The sequence below is a fragment of the Tissierella pigra genome (assembly GCF_018917845.1).
Taxonomy (GTDB): Bacteria; Bacillota; Clostridia; order Tissierellales; family Tissierellaceae; genus Tissierella; species Tissierella pigra.
Window position 1 is genome coordinate 242,939 of sequence record NZ_JAHLPJ010000001.1, and the last position, 21,537, is coordinate 264,475.

Here is a 21,537-nt window from a genome sequence, read left to right on the forward strand (position 1 = left end):
TGTTTTTCCCCCTAATTTTATATTTTATATTTTTTTAAATATTAAACTAATTAACTTTACTACAATTTGAACATAGTCCTTTAAAATACATATCCTTATTATGGATTTTAAAATTATCCAATTCTTTTATTTCTAATGAATCGAAGTCTATTTGAAAATCAAATATCTTTTTACAAGAACTACATTTAAAATGTCCATGATCTTTAGTAGTACTATCATAACGAGCTTCATTATCCTCTATAGTTAAAACTTTTACTAAATCGCTGTCTACTAAGGCATTTAATGTATTATAAATAGTTGTTTTTGATAATGTGGGAATTTCCTTTTGTAAATCTTTAAAAATCTCATCAACAGTTGGATGGGTTCTATTATTGTTTAGATACTCTAAAACCTTTAACCTTTGGTGAGAAAGACGGATATTTTTATTCTTTAACTCATTTACTAAATCTTCAAAGGTTTCATTCATCTTTTCACATCCTTTAAATATATAATGCCATATAACAATAATTATTACTAAGTTGTAATGATTACAAATTAATTATAAATGTAAAGATAAATAATGTCAAGAAGAATTTTATAATATTTAGAAAAGATATTGACAAAAATTCAAAATACATATATACTTAGTTACATAACTAACTAACCAATCAACATATAAATAAGGAGGGGTTCAGTTGTTAGATTTAAATTCAGATAAATCTATTTATATACAAATAGCAGAAATAATAGAAAATGATATTTTAATGGGGCATCTAAATGAAGAAGAACAATCGCCTTCTACAAATCAATTTGCAAAGATTTATCAAATTAATCCAGCCACTGCTGGAAAGGGACTAAATATCTTAGTTGATGAAGGGATTTTGTACAAGAAAAGAGGTATTGGTATGTTTGTAGCAGAAGGTGCTAGGAAGAAGATAATTAAAAAGAGGCAAAGTTTGTTTTTTAAAGAAATATTACCAAATATAATGGAAGAAGCCAACAGGCTTGAAATAACTAAAGAAGAAATTGCAGAATTTGTTGAAGAATATAAAGGAGGGGAATAGTGTGATTGAGGTAAAGAAATTAAACAAGTCCTATGGAAAATCTAAAGTTCTTACAGATATTGATTTAAACATTGAGGAAAATAAGATTTATGGATTACTTGGAAGAAATGGAGTAGGTAAGACCACATTATTAAATCTAATATCTGGTCAAACATTAAAAGATAGTGGAGAGATAAATCTAGATGGTGAAGAAATTTTTGAAAACTCTCATGCTATGGGTGATATATGTTTAATCAAGGATTTTCCAGAGTCTATTAAGGAAAGAAAGGTAAAAGATGTATTGGCAATGGCCAGTATAATATATAAGAATTGGGATGAAGAATATAAAGATTATCTAATTAAGGAATTTAATTTAAATACAAAGAAAAAACTGATGAAGCTATCAACAGGAAATAAAACTATTGTGGGATTAATTATAGGTTTTGCTTCAAGAGCAAGGATTACCATGTTTGATGAACCCACATTAGGTTTAGATGCGGCTATGAGATATAAGTTTTATCAATTACTTTTAGAAGACTATGAAAAAAATCCAAGGACAATAATCATATCAACCCACTTAATAGACGAAGTTGCCAATATGTTTGAAGAGGTAATCATTTTGAATAATGAAAAGGTTGCATTAAAAGATGAAGTAAGTAAGCTTAAAGAAAAATCTTACTTCCTATCTGGTCGTAAAGATGTGATAGATCAAGTTACAGATAATAAAAAGGTAATTCACAAGGAAGAATTTGGCTCTACTAATATAGTAGGTATATATGGAGATTTCACTGAAGAAGAATTCAAATATATAAGAAATAATAATATTGAAATAAGTAATATACCACTTCAGAAACTATTTATATATCTTACTGAAAATATGATTAAGGAGGAAAATTCAAATGGATTCAATTAAAAGGATATTTAAATTTCAAAATCGTGATTTGAAAAAATCTATAGGCGTATTTTGGGGAATTATATTAATAGTTAATTTACTGTCCAGTATATTGTCTATATCCTATAACAGTAATATTATATATGGACTTAATTCAAAGGGTGGAGAGGCAATTTCATTTATAGGTGCAAATATGATGTCTATATTTATCTTTATAATAATATATGGGATTATTATGTATTATGAAGACTTTGCACTAGCTCTTAGTTTTGGAGTTACAAGAAAAGATTTTTATAGGTCTGCCATAGTAAATAATATGCTTGTGGCTATAATCTTTGGAATTATTCAAGGCGGATTACATCTTATTGAAGGATATTTCTTTAAAACTTCAGGATATAAGTTAATGACAGAATTCGGTATATTTAATACATCTACAGATAATATATTATTTATAATACTTTCTTTGTCAGTATTCTTTCTAGCATTACTTTCTATTTCTAACCTTCTAGGAGTCTTGCAATATAGATTTGGATATAAGCTTTGGATAGGAGTTGGAGTAGTGTTTTTATTGGTATTAAACTCAACAGGAGTTTCTTTTTCCATTAAGACAATTAAAATGCTTTCAAATATGTATTTATGGTTTTATTCAGTGTTTAATGCAGGGTCTGTCTTCATACTAGAAGTAATTTTAGCTGCTATTTGCTATTCTATAGGATATTTTTTTATAAGAAAGGCTAGTATTAAAAAATAAATAGACGTCACATACTTGACAATGATATTTTTCCCCTATATACTTGAGTTATGTAAATAGCAAGGAGTTGATGTGATATGATAATAATGATAATGGTGAGACTTCAATAAAATCAAATATGGGCCAAGGAACAAATAGTCAATACTATGTTTTTTTGTTATGCAATAAACCTTGTGCCGTAGAAATCAACCTTTCACATCTACTAAGAATTTAATAATTAAATAATATTGCCGTAGATAACTAGAAGTGGTTTTGTCTACGGCATTTTTATGCCCATTTTTAAGAAAATAAAGGAGTGGTGTTTTATGAAAAAGAATATAAGTTTAAACATTAAAAATATAGAAACTAAAAGAAAATCAATTAATTTGGAGGAGTTAAATGATAAATAATATAGAGTATTACGGATTTACAGATTACTTTAAAAACCAAATAGAATCAATTAATGGAGATAATAGTCTGATTCCAGCAAGAGTAACTCAAGTGCATAAAGAAATATACACAATAATTTATGAAAATGTAGAAAAGAGAGCAAGGCTTAAAGGTTCTATATTTTACAATGATAAAAATGTTATATACCCAGCTGTAGGGGATTTTGTTTTAGTTAAACCAAACCCTTATGGAGAGGATATAATTTACTATGTATTAGATAGAAAAAGTAAGTTTTCCAGATTTGATTCACATTATGAAAAGGAACAGATGGTTGCTGCAAATTTTGACCATGTATTTATAATTTCGTCTTTAAATCATGACTTTAATATAAAAAGAATTGAGAGGTATCTTGCCATTGCATGGGAAAGTGGAGCAAGTCCAGCAATTATTTTGACTAAAACAGATTTAGTTGATGATATTCAGGAATATGCTTTTCAATTAGATGATATTGCCATGGGTGTGCCAGTTTTCTATCTAAGCTCAGTAACAGGAGAAGGCATAGATGAATTGAAAAATTATTTAAAGCCAAGAGAAACCATAGTATTTCTAGGATCTTCAGGTGTAGGTAAATCTTCTTTAGTAAATGCTCTATCTGGAGAAGAGATAATGAAAGTCAATGATATTAGGGAAGAGGATAGTAAAGGCAGGCATACTACAACTCATAGGGAATTAATTATGTTAAGAAACGGAACTATGATAATAGATACTCCTGGAATGAGAGAACTTTCACTTTGGAACACTGAAGATGGACTAGATACTGCATTTTCAGAGATAGAGGAACTAGGAAGACTATGCAGATTTAAAGATTGCAGCCACAATAAGGAGCCAGGCTGTAGGATTAAATCAGCATTGGCAACAGGAGAGCTTAGTCATGATAGGTGGGATAACTATATAAAGCTTCAGAAAGAAGCTAAGTATGCTGCAAAAAAGGAACAATTGAATATTAAAAAGAAGGAAAGATTATTAAAGAAAAAGTCATAAAGTAAAGCCAGCTATTTAGCTGGTTTTATTTATAAAGAAATAGGTGAAAGTCGTTTTTTATAGTTATTTGTGATAAAATTATATATAATAATAACCCAAGTAGGTGATAAATTTGACTGAACATTATATTGGAGAAATAGAACTTCAACTAAGGCTTATACTAGGAAATCTTCATGAGGCAGTATGTGTAATAAATACATCTGGCATAGTTACATTTTGGAATGCCAGTTCTGAGAAATTATATGGTATAAAGGCTAAGGAAATTGTAGGACAAAGTATTGAAAAATTCTTTAAAGATCCAATACTTCTAAGGGCATTAAAGGAAAAAAAGACATTTCAAAATCTAAAACATAATCCAAAAGGAGAAACAGATGTAATCCTATCTGCTGTGCCTCTTATATATAAAGGGGAGCTAATAGGAGCAGTATCCACAGATAGAGACTTAAATGAAATAACCAATTTATATATGGAATTAGATAGAGAAAAAACAAAAGTAGAAATCCTAAAGCAACAGATGAAAGAAATAACTCAAGATAAGTATTTCTTTGGTAAGATTATTGGGAAATCTAAGGCATTAGTAGATGCAATGACTGTGGCTAAACAAGTGGCTAAGACTGATGCCAGTGTACTTATAACTGGAGAAAGTGGAACTGGGAAAGAGGTGTTTTCTAGGTCAATACATGAGGAAAGTGAAAGAAAAGGAGATTTTATTCCTGTTAATTGTAGTGCAATACCATCTAATTTATTGGAATCAGAATTATTTGGTTATATAGAAGGTGCATTTACGGGGGCATATAAAAAAGGAAGACCAGGTAAATTTGAGTTAGCAAATGGAGGAACTTTATTTTTAGATGAAATAGGAGATATGCCTTTATTAATGCAGGCAAAACTTTTAAGGGTTTTACAGGATGGTATAGTATATAGAGTAGGTAGCAGTAAACCTATAAAGGTAGATGTAAGGATAATAGCTGCAACCAATAAAGATTTACATAAGTTAATGGAGAATGGTGAATTTAGAGAAGATTTATATTATAGACTAAATGTGGTAACTATATCTATACCACCTCTTAGAGAAAGAAAAGAAGATATTCCAGAGCTTATAAAGGATTTCTTGCTGGAATTTTCAAAGAAAAACAATAAAAATAATATATATATGACTCCAGATGCAATGAAGATATTGACTGATTATCATTGGAAAGGAAATATAAGAGAACTGAAAAACACTATTGAAAGGCTAGTTATTTTATCTCAAGATAATGAAATAGGAATTAAGGATATTCCAATAGAAATAATAAATAGTACAAATGTAACATCCTTTATAGATTTAGATAGAGAAATTCCCTTTGATTTTAAAGAAGCAGTGGAGGAATTTGAAAAGAATATAATTATAAATGCTTTAGAAAAAACCAATGGAAATAAGGTACAGGCAGCAGAACTTCTAAATATAAAAAGAGCAACCTTATATTATAAATTAAATTTATATAATTTAACGAAATACCTTTAAAATCATAGGGAAGTGTCAAATAAATGACATGAATGTATGAAAAACTGACATTTACTATTTTTAAATCAGAAATCTAGTAATATCAAAGTTTTAAACCATAAAGCCTATAAATATTAGAGTATAATTAGATTTATCTATAATAAAAAAATAAGTATAAGACCTATTTATGTCAGGTTATTGACATAAATAGGTCTTAGGTTTATAATCATGATTATAAATGTTTAAATATTAACATAGAAATGAAAAATTAAATATTATTGCTATATAATTAAAGTGTTGAAAGACGCTGATTTATATTGGTTATAGTAATTCAAATAAGGAAAATCTTATAAGTCTCATAAAGTTGGTATAATAATTGCATATATAAACAATATATAATAATTTGCTATTAGGAGGTAGGAAGATGATAATTCCTTTAAAGCAACATATAGGTGCTCCTTGTACGCCTATAGTAAATATAGGTGATGAAGTAAAAAGAGGTCAGTGTATAGGAGAGCCTAATGGTCTTGGTGCTAAAATACATGCAAGTGTATCTGGAAAAGTTGTAAAGATAACAGAGGAATATATAGAAATTGAAGGAGCAGATTTAGATAATAAAGATTATATGAAAATAAAGAAATGTGATACCATAGCAGAAACTGCTTATGAGGCAGGTATAGTAGGCTCAGGTGGAGCAGGTTTTCCAACTCATATAAAATTGCAATCTGAAATTCCAGATGGATATATTATTGCAAACTGTGTGGAATGTGAACCTATTTTAAATCATAATATTAGACTTTTAGAAGAAAATCCTGAAATAGTTATAAAGGGTGTAAGATATGCCATGGAGGCTACAAAGGCACCTAAAGGATATATAGCAATAAAAGCAAAAAATAAAAAAGCCGTAGAATCATTGAGAAATGCCATTGGAGATAAAGATGACGTAGAAGTAAAAGAGTTAAGGGATATGTATCCAATGGGAGAAGAAAGAGCTATAATCTATGAAATATTTGGTACTTGGTTAGAACCTACTCAACTTCCAATAGAGGCAAAATGTGTAGTAATGAATGGTGAGACTTTAGCAAATTTAACAAGAGCTGTTGAAGATTTAAAGCCTGTAATAGATAAGGACATTACCATAGGTGGAAAACTTAAAAGTGGTAAAGAATCCAATGTGTTTTTCCAAATGCCCATAGGTACTGAAATAAATGAACTTATAGAACAATGTGGTGGAATTGATGGAGATTTTGGAGAAATAATAATTGGTGGTCCATATACAGGAAAACCAGGAGATATGGAAAAGTCAGTGGTTACAAAGACATCAGGCGGTGCTATTGTTACCATACCTTTACCAGAATTTGATGGACCTTTAGGGTTACTTGTATGTGCTTGTGGTGCAGATGAGACTAGACTTAGAGATATAGCAGGAAAAATGAAATCAGAAGTAGTTGCTGTTACAAAGTGTAAAAATCTTGTGGAAGTAAGAGGTATAAATAAATGCTTGACACCGGGACATTGTCCAGGACAAGTTCAAGGTATAATGGATTTAAAGAAAAGTGGAGCAAAAAGAGTTCTAATATCTAATTGTAGTGATTGTACAAATACTGTAATGGCTTGTGCACCTAAAATGGGAGTAGGAGTATATCACCATACAGACCATATATTTAGAACAGTAGACCATGAATTATCTAGAAGACTTCCAGTGGAAGAATAAAGATTAAGGAGGATTACAATGGCAATAAATGCTGAATTAGCAGAAAAACTAAAAAATGAAGTTGCAGTAGTATGTTGTAGAGTTGAAGCTGGAACTATAATATCAGCAAGTAACCTTGAAGATCCAGGAATATTTCCAGACCTTGAAGACTCTGGCTTGTTGACTATACCAGAAACATCAGTGAAAATTGGAGAAGCCATAGGAGCAAAACTATTAAAAACCATAGACTCACTAACACCATTAACTCCAGAGATACTAGAGGGAATGAAGGCTTTAGAATCAGAAGTTAAAAACGTAGAATTGGATAATGATAATGAAAAAGCAGTATTTAAAAACAATATGAAAGTTGGAGATATAATAACAGCAGAAGACTTAGAGAATCCCATGAACTTTGAAAAACTAGAAGATTCATTGCTTATTAAACTTGATGATAGTGTTCTTACTAGGGGAGAAGTCATAGGAAAGAAATTATCTAAGGATACTCCTGCTTTAACTCCAGTAACGAAGGAAGTCCTAGAAGGATTTAATATTCAACAATCTACACCAGCAATATCTACTGGAAATGGTGGAGTAATTAAAATTAAAATTGCAGAAGGTAAGGGCATAGATATTGAAGTTCCAATATTTGGACTATCTTCTACACCTGTAGTAGAGGCTAAAGAAACTATAAAGGATATAGTTGTAGAAGAACCTAAGAAAAAGCCTGAGAAAATGGTTAGAAAACTAGTTAAAAGACATTTCAATATAACAGAAGTAAAGTTTGGTGAAGAAACTAAAATTGAAGGAACAACTTTATATATTAGAGAAAATATTCATGAAGATGCAGTAAAGGTAGATAAATTAGTTAAGAATATTAAAGTTGAAATAATCACACCTGATAAATATAATACTTATTCTGAAACAATAATGGATATTCAGCCAATAGCCACTAAAGAAGAAGGACATAAGCTTGGACAAGGATTTACTAGAGTTCTTGATGGAGTAATTATGATGGTGACTGGTACTGATGAAAATGGAGTTCAAATAGGTGAATTTGGTTCATCAGAAGGAATTCTTGAAGAAAATATTATGTGGAATAGAGCAGGTGCTCCAGATAAAGGAGATATATTTATTAAAACTGAAGTTACAATAAAAGCTAATACAAATATGGAAAGACCAGGACCATTGGCAGCCCATAAGGCTTCTGATTTCATTACTCAAGAAATAAGAGAGGTACTCAAGACTTTAGATGAATCCTTAGTAGTAAATGAAGAGGAATTTGTTCAAATGAGACGACCAGACAAGAAAAAAATAGTAATAGTTAAGGAAATAATGGGGCAGGGAGCAATGCACGATAATTTAATTCTTCCTGTTGAACCTGTTGGAATATTAGGGGCTAAACCTAATGTTGACCTTGGAAATGTTCCAATAGTTTGTTCACCGCTTGAAATACTAGATGGAGCTATTCATGCACTTACTTGTATAGGACCTGCTACAAAAGAGTGTTCAAGACATTATTTCAGAGAGCCTCTTATAATAGAAGCCTTAAGAGATGAGGAAGTTGATTTATGTGGAGTTGTATTAGTTGGAAGTCCTCAAATTAACTCTGAAAAATTCTATGTATCAGAAAGAGTAGGTATGACAGTAGAGGCTATGGATGCTGATGGTGCAGTAGTTACTACAGAAGGCTTTGGAAATAATCATATTGACTTTGCTAGTCATATTGAGCAAATAGGTATGAGAGGAATCTCAGTAGTTGGAGCATCTTTCTGTGCTGTACAAGGTGCTTTAGTAGTTGGGAATCAGTATATGACTCATATGATAGACCTTAACAAAACAGAGGCAGGAATTGAAAACGAAATACTTTCCTGTAATACTTTAACTCATGATGATGGACTTAGAATATTAGCAATGTTAAAAGCAGCCATGGCAGGAGAAGAAGTTAAAGCTCCTGAAAGAAAATGGAACAAGGACATAAAAGAGAATAATCTGCAATTAATAGAAAAGGCAACAAATAAGAAAATTACAAGACCAGATAATGAAACTTCTTTACCTATGAGTGAGAAGAGAAGAAAGAAATATAGTTAATATAAATAAGGTGAAATTATGAGATATATTGACAATGCTAGATATATGGAAGGGATTATAGTTGAAATAAGTGATGGAGCTGTAAGTATAGACTTTAAAGGCAGAATGGGATTTTTAAAAATCCCAATGAGAATGTTAATTACAGACTATCCCTTACAAGTAGGGCAAGAAGTAGGTTTAAGCATGAGTTATGTAGAGGTTTTAAGGGAAGAACCTAATGAGAAATATGTAAGTAATTTAAGTAAAAAGAACGAGGAGGTCTAAAGTATGCCAGTAATAAAAGGATTACAGTCAGAAATATTTGTACCAATTACACCACCTCCAGTATGGACTCCTGTAACTAAGGAATTAAAGGATATGACCATAGCTTTGGTTACAGCAGCTGGTGTTCATGAAAAGACAGATGAAAGATTTAATTTAGCAGGAGACTTTACCTTTAGAGAAGTTAAAGACACTACTCCATCAAAGGAACTAATGGTATCCCATGGTGGATATGATAATGGAGATGTAAATAAGGATATTAACTGCATGTTTCCAATAGATAGATTACATGAACTTGCAAAGGATGGAGTTATAAAATCAGTAGCTCCAGTCCATATAGGATTCATGGGCGGTGGAGGAAATCAAGAGAAGTTTAAAAATGAAACAGGTCCAGAAATCGCTAAAATTCTAAAAGAAGAAGGTGTAGATGCTGTACTGTTAACTGCTGGATGAGGTACTTGCCACCGCTCTGCCGTGATTGTGCAGAGAGCGATTGAGGAAGCAGGTATACCAACTATTATAATAGCTGCTCTTCCTCCAGTAGTAAGACAAAATGGTACTCCAAGGGCAGTTGCACCATTGGTACCAATGGGAGCCAATGCAGGAGCACCTAATGATAGAGAAATGCAGTATAATATATGTAAAGAATCTCTACAAAAATTAATAGAAATAGATTCACCTGGTAAAATAGTTCCACTACCATATGAATATATTGCAAAGGTTTAAAGGCATTGCCTTTAAACCTTTCTAACCATAATCTCCAGGAGGGAAGAAAATGAAATTTTCAAAGAGTTTACAAGCTATAGATTCTCATACTATGGGAGAGGCAACTAGAATAGTAACTGGTGGGCTGCCTGTTATACCGGGAAAAACTATGTCAGATAAAAAGGAATACTTAGAAGAGAATTTAGATTACATAAGGACAGCCTTAATGCACGAACCAAGAGGACATAAGGATATGTTTGGTGCAATTATAACTGCACCTACCTTAGAAGAAGCAGATTTAGGTATAATATTTATGGATAGTGGCGGATATTTAAATATGTGTGGCCATGGAACCATGGGTACAGCCACAGTTGCAGTAGAAACAGGTATGGTAAATGTAACTGAGCCTACTACTGATATAGTACTGGAAGCTCCAGCTGGATTAGTTAAGGCTAAAGTAAAAGTAGAAAATGGAAAAGCTAAAGAGGTTTCAGTAGTAAATGTTCCTTCATTTTTGTACAAAGAAGATATTCAAGTTGAATTGCCAGAAGTAGGTAAAGTAACCTTTGATATTTCCTTTGGTGGTAGCTTTTTTGCCATAATAAAAGACAGTGAATTAGGTGTAAAAATAGATATGAAGGATATAAACTTATTAACTGAAAGAGCAATGAAGTTAAGAGAAATAATAAACAATGAAATAAAAATAGAGCATCCAACTAAAAAGCATATAAAAACTGTAGACTTAGTTGAAGTCTATGGAGAACCTAAAAGTGAAGATGCAGATTATCAAAATGTAGTTATATTTGGAACAGGGCAAGTGGACAGGTCTCCTTGCGGAACAGGAACAAGTGCAAAACTTGCTACATTATATGCAAAAGGTGAATTAGGGCTAAATGAGCCATTTGTATATGAAAGCATTATAAATACTAAATTTAAAGGAAGAGTTCTTGAGGAAACTACTGTGGGAGAATTTAAAGCCATTATTCCAGAAATAACAGGTTCTTCTTTTATAACAGGGTTTAATCACTTTGTAATAGATGAAGATGACCCAGTTAAATATGGTTTTCTTCTAAAATAATATAATAAAATACTACCCTATAATAAGTTTATTATAGGGTAGTATTTTGTTTATGTTTCACGTCTGAAATTTTTTCAGTTGGGATTAACTCTTTATAAGTGTAATCAAAATTGGTGAACTGTCCATCTTTTCTCATTACAGGATGAAAATTTTTTGATTTAATAGCTTCTATAAAATCTTTATCATCTCTTATGGTATCATAAAATCTAGTTGCATATTTACCGATTTTATCCATTACATGAGCATCACTAGCACCTAAAGATGGCAATCCTAATTCAGTAGCTGTTGCATAGGCATATAGATTATGGTAAGAATAAGTACTTCCATTAAAGGACTCAACACCATCTAATATAGTAGCTACATCATGAAGATGATTTTCTAATCCCCTATTATTATTTCTAAAAGGATGAGCAGCGATGGCTACTCCTTTATGTTTTTTCACCAAATTAAGAAGTTCCATAGCAGATATTTTCTCTTTAGGAATATCTGCTAAACCAAATACTAATATATCTCCCTGATGAGTTAAAACCTCAGCACCAACTATTACTAATATTCCATTAATCTTAGTATAATTACCCAGTTCATTTTTCAAACTGTTATTATCATGATTTGTTATACATATTCCATCTAACCCTATGAGTTTTGCATTATCAACAGCTTCTTTTAAATCAATAAAACTATCTGAAGAATATTTTTTTTCATGTATATGAGTATCTATTATCATAATTATTTTGCCTCCATTTTCTTGTTATTTCAATAATAACATATAAACTGTATGTATTAATCTAGTATAGATAAACCCTATATTAATATTATCATTATTATTAATATTTATAATGATTGACTTTGAAATTTTAAAATACTATCATTAAAAACGGAATAGAAGAACATTACATAAAATAGGCTTAAAGAAGCCTTTTTGAAACTTATGGGCAGAAGATTCCAAATTGAAAATAGAAAAAGCAGAATTTTTCTATTGATTATAAAATATTATGTGAAGGAGCAGAAATATGAAAAGAAAAGGTTTAGTGTTTTTATCTTTATTATTGATATTGACAATGGTTTTTACAGCTTGTGGACAAACTACTGATAAAAATCAAGAAATAATAGACTCAGAAAAAACAGAATCAGTAGATAAAGATACAGCAGAAAAAGATGAAGCAAAACTTGATTTTGAAGGAAGACAGATGAATGTAGTAACTACATCTGAAAAATATGTAGAACTATTTGATGAATTTGCAAAAGAAGTAAATGCAAAAGTAGACTTCTTATCTATGTCTAGTGGAGAAGTAATATCTAGAATACAGGCAGAAGGCGGAAAACCAATGGCAGACCTTTGGTTTGGCGGTGGAATTGACGCATTTATGGCAGCAAAAGACTCTGGATTATTAGAATCCTATATTCCAAAAGAAGCAGATAAAGTAGGCAGCGAATTTAGAGATGAAGAAGGATATTGGATTTCAAAAGGATTGACAGTAGTTGGATTTTTAGTGAATGAAGAGTTATTAAAAGAAAAAGGATTAGAAACTCCTAAAACTTGGAAGGAATTAGCAGATCCAAAATATAAAGATGAAATAATAATGGCAAATCCAGCTATTTCAGGAACAAATTATGGAGCAGTAAAAGGAATATTGGATATGTATGGTGAAGAGGAAGGCTGGGCATATTTAGAAAAATTAAATAAAAATATCCCATTCTATGGCAAAAGAGGTAAAGATCCAGAAGAAAAAACTGTAGCTGGAGAATTTGCCATAGGAATAATACCAGCAGATAAATCTTCTTTTGATGTAGGAGAAAAGAATAATTTCACTGTTATATATCCAGAAGATGGCATACCTTGGGTACCAGAAGGAGTAGCAATATTTAAAGATGGTGATGGAAGAGATATAGCAAAAGCTTTCTTAGACTTTATGCTAAGAGATGAAAATCAAGAAAAATTAGCAGAGCTTGATGGTAAAGATGGAGCACAAATGATTAAAATGGGCATCGGTGGTTATGATTTAGGTCTGCCAGAAGACAAACTAATAGATCAAGACATCTCAACTTTTGGAACTATGAGAGAAGACATACTAAAGAGATGGGAAGAACTAACAATAGGAAAATAGATATTAGGTGAAATGGTTAACCATTTCACCTTTCCATTTTCAAAAATAATCTATATAATTAGATTATAATATTTGAGAGGAAAAGAATATGAGAAAGAAACTTTTAGATTCATTGGATAAAATATTAATGATAACAATAATATTATCTGTACTAATTTTTATACTATATCCCTTCATTTCAGTATTTATAACTTCCTTAATGGAAAATGGAAGAATTGATTTATCGTATTTTTCATTTGTGAAGGATGAAGCCTATTTAATAAAGAATTCAATAACCACTGGAATATATAGTACAATTTTAAGTACCCTATTTTCTATAATGATTGCAGTATATTTTTATATATCTACAGATAGAGTTAAGAAGATAATCACTGCAATACTTATGCTAACTATTATTTCTCCTCCATTTGTCACATCACTTTCATACATAAGACTTTTTGGAAGAAGAGGGTTTATAACCTATGGATTATTGGGATTGTCCATATCTCCATATGGACAATTGGGAATAGTGTTGATGCAAAGCTTAGGATTTACTTCTATGAATGCAATCTTACTTATGGGATATTTAAAACAAATAGATAAGACCCTTATAGAATCAGCTCGTTCTTTAGGGGCTAAGACTACAGATATTATAAAAGATATTATTTTACCTCTTATGAAACCATCAATAACTGTAGTTATGCTGTTATCTTTCATAAGGTCATTGGCTGATTTTTCAACTCCAAGAATAATCGGAGGAGCCTTTAATGTATTGGCGACAGAAGCTTATTTATCTATAATAGCAAAGGGAGATATAAGAAGAGCAGCTACTATTTCAGTTATATTATTTATTCCTGCAATTATAGTGTTTATACTATATATGACAAAGTTTCAATCACTTGCCATGAGTCAACATGGAACTAATTCAGGTGAAGGTGTAAGTATAAAAAGAGAAGGCTACTTATATAATCTTATGAAAATAGGAGCCATATTTTTTTTAGTTTGGATTTTAATTCAATATGCTTCTATTATAATGTCAGCCTTTACAGATATTTACAAAGGAAAGATGTATTTTACACTGAATCACTTTAGAGAAAGCAAGATAAATGTATTAGATACGTTCCCAAGAACAATATTTGTAGCATTAATAGCTGGAATAGCAAGTTCTGTTATTGGACTTATATTGGAATACTATGGATTTATAAGAAATTATAAATCCATGAAGATAATAGATTTTATAGCCACAATGCCATATATAGTACCTGGAACATTTTTCGGAATTGGATATATATTGGCTTTTAATAAACCACCATTGGAATTAACAGGAACTCTTTTAATAGTAATCTTAAATGTTACCTTTAGACAATTGCCTTTTGCTTCAAAAGTAGGATATTCTACATTAACTCAAATAAATAGAGATACTATAAACTCTGTAAAAGATTTAGGGGGGCATGACTGTCATGTAATAAAAGATATTATTCTTCCATTAAGTAAATCTGGATTATATATTTCATTTGTCAATGGATTTACTTCAACTATGACAACTATTGGTTCAATAATATTTTTAATATATCCAAAACAAAAACTTGCAACAATGGTAATGTTTGATGTTATAGAATCAGGGAAATATGGAGTAGGCTCGGTTATAGCATTTCTAATTATATTGGTGTGTCTTATGGTAAATGGACTATATTATCTTTTATTATCAAGGAAGGAGAAGAAAAAGGATGTTTCTTACAGTATCGGGCTTAACTAAAATATATGGAGATAAAAAAGTAGTAGATAATGTTTCATTTGAGGCAGAAAAAGGAAGTATTATCTGTATTCTTGGTCCAAGTGGCTCTGGAAAGACTACTATATTAAGATGTTTAGGAGGATTTGAAAATCCAGAGTCAGGAAATGTGATTATTGATAATAGACAAATATTAAGTTTAAGTCCAGAGGAAAGACCTATATCAACAGTATTTCAATCCTATGGTCTATTTCCACATAAATCAGTAATAGAAAATACAATCTATGGATTAAAGTTTAAAAAAGTTACTAGAAAGGAAGCAATAAAAGAAGGACAAGAGATTTTAGAAATTGTTGGCTTAAAGGGTTATGATAATAGAAGGATAAATCAACTTTCTGGAGGAGAACAGCAAAGAGTAGCTTTAGCAAGGTCATTAGTAGTGAAACCAAATTTATTATTATTAGATGAGCCTTTTTCAAATTTAGATGCTAAATTAAAATTGGTTATGAGAGAAGAAATCCAAAGAATACAAAAAACATTTAATATAACAACAATCTTTGTAACTCATGACCAAGAAGATGCTTTTTCAGTAGCAGACCAGATTATTTTGATGAATAAAGGAAAAATAGAACAAATATCTTCCCCTATGGATATATACAATTATCCAAAGGGAGAGTTTCCATTGCAATTTATAGGTCGTTCAAATATAAAAAGTACAAATGAAAAAGTAGAATTTGTAAGACCAGAAGAAATAAAACTACATGATAACCCAAAGGAAAACACTATGGAAGGAATAATAGAGAAAAGAGTCTTTAAAGGGGCAATAGTAGAATATCATATATCAACAAAAGATGCTAATTTAATAGCCATAGAACTTTCAAAAGACAAAGTTTACAATGAGGGTAGTATAGTCTATTTAGAGTTTGAATATAAATTGATTATGTAAATTTAAAATATAATGAAAATGTTTTTTCTATGTACTATTAAGTTGTAGAAAGAACATTTTTTATTTGTGAAAACCTATATATAAATATGGTTATTTCTGATACAATAAATTGGAAGAAGGAGGTATACAGATGTATAGATTTTATGCAATTTTTATAGGTATTTTGATTACCATAATGGTAACATTTAATGGAACTCTAGATGGCTATTTAGGTAATTATTTATCTATATTGGTAATTCATTTAGTTGGGCTTACGGCAATTGCAGGTATTTTGATATTTAAAAAAATTAAGCCTGTATTTAAGAAGGATGTACCTTTATATTTATATAGTGGTGGAGCTATTGGAGTGTTGTTAGTATTGGCAAACAATATAAGCTTTTCTACTCTAGGAGCTTCCTTGACTTTGGCACTGGGAGTCTTTGGACAATTAATATTATCATCAGCCATTGACCATTATGGATTAATGGGTATGGATACTTATAAATTTCACAAGAAAAAAATTATAGGGTTTGGAATTATATTAGTCGGAATCATTATAATGACCATATATTAAGGAGATTAAAAATATGATATATATAATATTAGCAATAGCTGGAGGATTTCTCACTATATTGTCAATGGTAGTAAATGCCAGTTTGGCAAAGAGAATAGGAGTATTCCAAGGAGCATTTATTAACTATATAGGAGGATTAATAATTATTCTTCTTATAACCATGGGATTAAGGGAATATTTACATATGGAAGCCTTAGTTAACATACCTTTTTATGCCTTTTTAGGTGGTGCCTTGGGAGTTGTCATTGTGGCCAGTTCAAATGTTATAATTCCTAAGATACCAACTATATATAGCACTTTATTAATCTTTATAGGACAAATATTTACAGGAGTAATTATAGATTATCTAAGATTAAGCCATGTCTCAAAGGGGAAGATAATAGGTGGATTAATTGTGGTATTAGGTATACTATATAATTCCAATGTGGACAAAAAACAATTAGTAGATGAAAACTAGATAAATAAGAGGTGAAAATTATGAAGATAATGGTAATAGGGGCAGGGAAACTTGGATATAAATTGGCAGAAACCATGGTACTAGAAGATATAGACGTTACAGTAATTGATTATAATCCGAGGGTAATAGATTTTGTAAATGAACATTTAGATGTTCTGACTGTTTTAGGAAATGGTATTGATATAAATATTCTAAAAGAATTGGGCATAGAAACATATAATATTTTAGTAGCTTCAACAGATAGTGATGAAACCAATACTTTAATATGTTCATTAGGAAAAAAGTTGGGATGTGAAAGAACCATAGCACGTATTAGGAATCCAGAGTATATGGAGCAGATAGACTTTATAAAGAAGGAAATGGGAATTGATAATATTATTAATCCAGATTTTTCTACGGCTCAAGTCATAGAAAAATATTTACTAAAAAATTATAATTTTTATTCAGGAGACTTTGCCAGCGGAAAGGTTCAAATGATTGATTTTAATATTGAACATATGAAGGACTTTGTAGGCAAAAAACTAATGGAATTAGAGAATTTTGAAGGATTACTTATTACAGCCATATCTAGAGATGGTAGCATAATTATTCCAGACGGAGCAACAAGATTGATTGATAATGATATAATTCATGTTATAGGAAAAAGTACTGATATAAATAATTTAAATGATAGATTTACTAAGGATATAACTAAAAAGGAAATAGAAAATGTAATGATACTTGGGGGAAGTAATATTGGATATTATCTTGCAGAAAGACTATCTAAGGCTAATATATCTGTTACATTGATAGAAAAGGATAAGGAAAGATGTCAGGAATTATCAGAAGTTTTAGGAGATGTACTAATTATTCATGGAGATGGTGCAGACATACATTTATTGGAGGAAGAAAGAATATCTTCTATGGATGCCTTTGTAGGGGCTACAGGCTATGATGAAGAAAACTTACTTATGGCATTAATGGCTAAGCAAGCAGGAGTACCTAAAACCATATCAAAGATTAGTAGAGAAAACTATACTAAAATAATAGATAGACTGGGAGTAGATGCTGCATTTAATCCAATCTATATTACTGCAAGTAATATATTAAAATATATTCGTGGTGGTAAAATAGTATCTGTATCACTACTAATTGGAGGAGATGGAGAAGTAACAGAAATAATTGTAGGTAGAGATCTTCCTATAGTAGGTAAGACTTTAGAAGAGTTGAAATTACCTAAGGGTATAATAATTGGGGCCATAGTTCATGGAGGAAAGGTTATAATACCTAATGGAAAAACTGTAATAAATGCCAATGACAGAATAGTAGTATTTTGTTTAACAGAAGACTTACCAACCTTGAAGATGTTCTTTAAGACCCATAAGGGAGGCGTATTAAGTGAATTATGGAATCGTACTAAGGGTATTAGGTAGTATATTAATATTAGAGTCTGCACTTATGGTGCCATCTTTACTTATATCCTTATATACAAATCAGTGGGATAAAATGCCTTTTCTAATAACAATACTAATAACATCCATAATTGGATTTATTTTATTGAGAAAGAAAAATCAAAATAAACATATTAGTGCTAGGGAAGGCTTGGCAATTGTGTCTTTAGGATGGTTTTTAATATCATTATTTGGTGCATTGCCTCTATATCTATCGGAAAGCACTCCAACTTATATAGACGCATTTTTTGAAATAGTATCTGGATTTACAACAACTGGTGCTACAGTAATAGCAGATGTAGAAGTATTACCTATGGGGATTTTATTCTGGCGTTCTTTTACTCACTGGATAGGTGGTATGGGAATACTGGTATTTACTTTGGCATTGTTACCAGCTTTAGGTATAGGAGCATTTCAAATATTTAAGGCAGAAAGTCCAGGACCTATTGCAGGAAAAATAGCACCAAGAATAAGAGATACCGCTAAAATTCTTTACGGCACTTATTTTGCCATTACAATAATTCAGGTGGTATTTTTAAAATTGGGAGGTATGTCCCTATTTGATTCTTTAGTATATACCTTTGGTACAGTAGGTACAGGTGGATTCGCTACTAAAAATGCCAGTGTAGGAGCTTATAATAGTACCTATATTCATTTAGTAATAGGAAGCTTCATGGTACTTTCAGGTGTGAATTTTTCTCTATATTATTCCTTATTTAAAGGCAAATGGAGAGATGTTCTAAAAGATGAGGAATTAAGACTTTATTTTATAATTGTAGGGGTAGCAGTATTATCTATTGCCATTAATTTATATAGTACAGTTTACTCAAACCTGGGATTGGCATTTAGAGACTCCTTTTTTCAAGTAGGCTCTATTATGACTACAACAGGATATTCCACAGCTAATTTTGATATTTGGCCAACCTTTAGTAAGGCTATTTTACTCTTACTTATGTTTACAGGAGCCAGTGCAGGTTCTACTGCTGGTGGTATGAAGGTCATTAGAATACTTATTATGTTAAAGTTAATTAAACGAGAGATATTGAAAATATTCCATCCTAGGGCTATGAAACCAGTTAAATTAAATGATAAGATACTTCCCAATGAAACCATAGCAGGTATCAATAGTTTTGTAGGATTATATATTATCATATTTGCATTATCTACTATTTTAGTATCCCTAGAAGGTGTAGATTTGGAAAGTGCGGCTAGTTCAGTGGCTGCCACTTTAGGAAATATTGGACCAGGTCTAGGATTTGTAGGACCTACTAGTACATTTTTTGGATATAGTCAAATTTCAAAGGTATTTTTCTCTTTTCTTATGCTCTTAGGTAGACTCGAACTATTTACCATAATAGCATTACTTGCACCAAGGAACTGGAGAAGGGAAATATAAATAAAAATAAAAGGTGAAAATATGAAGAAAGAATTGCTAAAGGTGAAATGTATAGGCATAAATGAAGATGGCAAGGGTATTGTAAGTATAAATGGAAAGGAATATTACTTGCCCAATCTAATAGAAGGAGAAATGGCTACTGTTGAAATTTCTCAAAACAAGGGAGTAACAACTGCAAAGCTAATAAAAATAGAAGAAGAATCTAAGGATAGAGTGAAACCCAAATGTCCATATTATAGTAAATGTGGAGGCTGCCAAATACAACATTTATCCTATGAGGGGCAAAGTAGATTTAAGCAAAGAAATGTAGAGGACTTACTAGGTTCGTTTTGTAAGGTAAACGATATTTTGGTTATGAAAGACCCCTATAATTACAGGAATAAAATACATTCCACCTTCTCATATAATAAAAAAAGAGAGATTATATCTGGGATATATGAAGAAAATACCCATGATGTAATAAATATAGATAGATGTATGATTCAAGATAATAAGGCAGATGAGATTATAGAAACCATAAAAGGCCTTATGAAATCCTTCAAGATGAAACCCTATGATGAGGATACCCGTGATGGATTTTTAAGACATGTACTTATAAAACGAGGCTTTGCTACAAATGAGGTAATGGTAGTATTAGTAGTATCTACTAAGATTTTTCCAGGAAAAAATAATTATATAAAAGCCTTAAGAAAAAAACATCCAGAAATATCTACAATAATAATGAATATAAATAACCGAAATACATCTGTAGTTCTTGGAAATGAGGAAATAGTAATCTACGGAAAAGGATATATAGAAGATATTCTGTGTGACATAAGGTTCCAGATTTCTGCAAAATCCTTTTATCAAGTAAATCCTATCCAAACAGAAGTATTATATAATAAAGCTATTGAAATGGCTAAATTTAAAGGAAATGAAACGGTGCTAGATGCCTATTGTGGAATTGGTACCATAGGACTAATAGTAAGTAAAAAAGTAAAAAACGTAATAGGAGTAGAACTAAATAAAGATGCTGTAAAAGATGCAATTAAAAATGCAAAACAAAATAATATTAAAAATGTATATTTTTATAATGATGATGCTGGAAATTTTATGGTAAAACTAGCAAATGAAAATAAAAATGTAGATGTGGTTATAATGGATCCCCCTAGAGCTGGAAGTGATGAAAGATTCTTATCCTCTTTAGTTAAACTATCTCCTGAAAAGATAGTTTATATATCTTGCAACCCAATAACTCAGGAAAGAGATTTGAGGTATTTAGTAAGGTATGGATATAAGGCAACGGAGATTCAGCCAGTAGATATGTTTCCACATACTGGGCACATAGAGTGCGTGGTAGGAATACAGAAAACTTAATAATAGACATAGATAGTAGAATGCCTAATTATCAACAAAAACGATATGTTCTTATGAAGTTTTTTCATAGAGACAAACATATCGTTTTTTCTGATGTAGGGAAAGGAAGAAGAAGGAAGGAAGTTTTTGATGGAGTTGAGGTTATTATGGGAATGGTTATGTAGCATGAGATACGGAGTAAAAAAGTAATCTTTGTATTG

22 protein-coding genes are annotated in these 21,537 nt (G+C 30.7%); 20 read left to right on the plus strand and 2 right to left on the minus strand.

What is annotated here, in order from left to right:
- Positions 1-46 precede the first annotated feature (46 nt).
- Positions 47-466 carry a Fur family transcriptional regulator gene (locus KQI41_RS01315; RefSeq protein ID WP_154441498.1) on the minus strand — a complete coding sequence of 140 codons (420 nt, stop codon included), beginning with the start codon at positions 464-466 and terminating at the stop codon, positions 47-49.
- A 208-nt stretch (positions 467-674) separates the two neighbouring features.
- On the opposite strand from KQI41_RS01315, the gene KQI41_RS01320 reads away from it, so the two are divergent.
- The 11 genes from KQI41_RS01320 (at position 675) to KQI41_RS01370 (ending at position 11,383) form a co-directional block, all read left to right on the plus strand.
- Complete coding sequence (locus KQI41_RS01320; protein WP_229768600.1) at positions 675-1,043, plus strand: GntR family transcriptional regulator; 369 nt, start codon at positions 675-677, stop codon at positions 1,041-1,043.
- Position 1,044: 1 nt separating this feature from the next.
- A complete protein-coding gene (locus KQI41_RS01325) occupies positions 1,045-1,935 on the plus strand; it encodes an ATP-binding cassette domain-containing protein (protein ID WP_195838009.1) in 891 nt (296 codons plus the stop codon).
- Positions 1,922-2,665 carry a hypothetical protein gene (locus KQI41_RS01330; protein ID WP_154441502.1) on the plus strand — a complete coding sequence of 248 codons (744 nt, stop codon included), beginning with the start codon at positions 1,922-1,924 and terminating at the stop codon, positions 2,663-2,665. Before KQI41_RS01325 ends, KQI41_RS01330 begins: the two co-directional genes overlap by 14 nt.
- A gap of 378 nt (positions 2,666-3,043) precedes the next feature.
- Positions 3,044-4,075: a ribosome small subunit-dependent GTPase A gene (gene rsgA, locus KQI41_RS01335; protein WP_154441504.1), complete on the plus strand. Its 1,032-nt coding sequence runs from the start codon at positions 3,044-3,046 to the stop codon at positions 4,073-4,075.
- A 112-nt stretch (positions 4,076-4,187) separates the two neighbouring features.
- Positions 4,188-5,579, plus strand: coding sequence for a sigma 54-interacting transcriptional regulator (locus KQI41_RS01340; RefSeq protein WP_154441506.1), 1,392 nt, complete (start codon positions 4,188-4,190; stop codon positions 5,577-5,579).
- 403 nt (positions 5,580-5,982) lie between these two features.
- Positions 5,983-7,272, plus strand: coding sequence for a proline reductase-associated electron transfer protein PrdC (prdC, locus tag KQI41_RS01345; RefSeq protein WP_216584670.1), 1,290 nt, complete (start codon positions 5,983-5,985; stop codon positions 7,270-7,272).
- A gap of 18 nt (positions 7,273-7,290) precedes the next feature.
- Positions 7,291-9,339: a D-proline reductase (dithiol) proprotein PrdA gene (gene prdA / locus KQI41_RS01350; RefSeq protein WP_154441510.1), complete on the plus strand. Its 2,049-nt coding sequence runs from the start codon at positions 7,291-7,293 to the stop codon at positions 9,337-9,339.
- Between the two features lie 18 nt (positions 9,340-9,357).
- Positions 9,358-9,603: a CBO2463/CBO2479 domain-containing protein gene (locus KQI41_RS01355; protein ID WP_154441512.1), complete on the plus strand. Its 246-nt coding sequence runs from the start codon at positions 9,358-9,360 to the stop codon at positions 9,601-9,603.
- Between the two features lie 3 nt (positions 9,604-9,606).
- Complete coding sequence (locus KQI41_RS19445; RefSeq protein WP_216584671.1) at positions 9,607-10,053, plus strand: glycine/sarcosine/betaine reductase selenoprotein B family protein; 447 nt, start codon at positions 9,607-9,609, stop codon at positions 10,051-10,053.
- A 27-nt stretch (positions 10,054-10,080) separates the two neighbouring features.
- Positions 10,081-10,326: a hypothetical protein gene (locus KQI41_RS19450; RefSeq protein WP_216584672.1), complete on the plus strand. Its 246-nt coding sequence runs from the start codon at positions 10,081-10,083 to the stop codon at positions 10,324-10,326.
- Between the two features lie 49 nt (positions 10,327-10,375).
- Positions 10,376-11,383 (plus strand): proline racemase, encoded by a 1,008-nt coding sequence (locus KQI41_RS01370; RefSeq protein ID WP_216584673.1) that lies wholly within the window; start codon positions 10,376-10,378, stop codon positions 11,381-11,383.
- Between the two features lie 31 nt (positions 11,384-11,414).
- On the opposite strand, the gene KQI41_RS01375 is transcribed toward KQI41_RS01370, so the two are convergent.
- Complete coding sequence (locus tag KQI41_RS01375; protein ID WP_216584674.1) at positions 11,415-12,107, minus strand: PHP-associated domain-containing protein; 693 nt, start codon at positions 12,105-12,107, stop codon at positions 11,415-11,417.
- A 286-nt stretch (positions 12,108-12,393) separates the two neighbouring features.
- Here KQI41_RS01375 and KQI41_RS01380 point away from each other — a divergent pair, with 286 nt between their 5' ends.
- The 9 genes from KQI41_RS01380 to KQI41_RS01420 all read left to right on the plus strand — a co-directional run bounded on the left by KQI41_RS01380 (position 12,394) and on the right by KQI41_RS01420 (position 21,501).
- On the plus strand, positions 12,394-13,488 hold the full coding sequence (locus KQI41_RS01380) for an ABC transporter substrate-binding protein (protein WP_216584675.1): 1,095 nt from the start codon (positions 12,394-12,396) through the stop codon (positions 13,486-13,488).
- An 88-nt stretch (positions 13,489-13,576) separates the two neighbouring features.
- Positions 13,577-15,223, plus strand: coding sequence for an ABC transporter permease (locus KQI41_RS01385; protein WP_216584676.1), 1,647 nt, complete (start codon positions 13,577-13,579; stop codon positions 15,221-15,223).
- The gene (locus KQI41_RS01390) at positions 15,195-16,145 is read left to right on the plus strand and encodes an ABC transporter ATP-binding protein (protein ID WP_216584677.1); all 951 of its coding nucleotides are present in this window, start codon (positions 15,195-15,197) and stop codon (positions 16,143-16,145) included. Before KQI41_RS01385 ends, KQI41_RS01390 begins: the two co-directional genes overlap by 29 nt.
- Before the next feature lie 130 nt (positions 16,146-16,275).
- Complete coding sequence (locus KQI41_RS01395; RefSeq protein ID WP_216584678.1) at positions 16,276-16,698, plus strand: DMT family transporter; 423 nt, start codon at positions 16,276-16,278, stop codon at positions 16,696-16,698.
- Between the two features lie 13 nt (positions 16,699-16,711).
- A complete protein-coding gene (locus tag KQI41_RS01400) occupies positions 16,712-17,155 on the plus strand; it encodes a DMT family transporter (protein WP_154442345.1) in 444 nt (147 codons plus the stop codon).
- Positions 17,156-17,175: 20 nt separating this feature from the next.
- Entirely contained in the window at positions 17,176-18,567 is a 1,392-nt protein-coding gene (gene trkA, locus KQI41_RS01405) for a Trk system potassium transporter TrkA (protein ID WP_216584679.1), read from the plus strand.
- Positions 18,533-19,981 carry a TrkH family potassium uptake protein gene (locus tag KQI41_RS01410; protein WP_326828361.1) on the plus strand — a complete coding sequence of 483 codons (1,449 nt, stop codon included), beginning with the start codon at positions 18,533-18,535 and terminating at the stop codon, positions 19,979-19,981. The genes trkA and KQI41_RS01410 overlap by 35 nt, the downstream gene beginning before the upstream one ends.
- 21 nt (positions 19,982-20,002) lie before the next feature.
- A complete protein-coding gene (rlmD, locus tag KQI41_RS01415) occupies positions 20,003-21,337 on the plus strand; it encodes a 23S rRNA (uracil(1939)-C(5))-methyltransferase RlmD (protein ID WP_216584680.1) in 1,335 nt (444 codons plus the stop codon).
- Positions 21,310-21,501 (plus strand): hypothetical protein, encoded by a 192-nt coding sequence (locus tag KQI41_RS01420; RefSeq protein WP_154442339.1) that lies wholly within the window; start codon positions 21,310-21,312, stop codon positions 21,499-21,501. The genes rlmD and KQI41_RS01420 overlap by 28 nt, the downstream gene beginning before the upstream one ends.
- Positions 21,502-21,537: the final 36 nt, after the last annotated feature.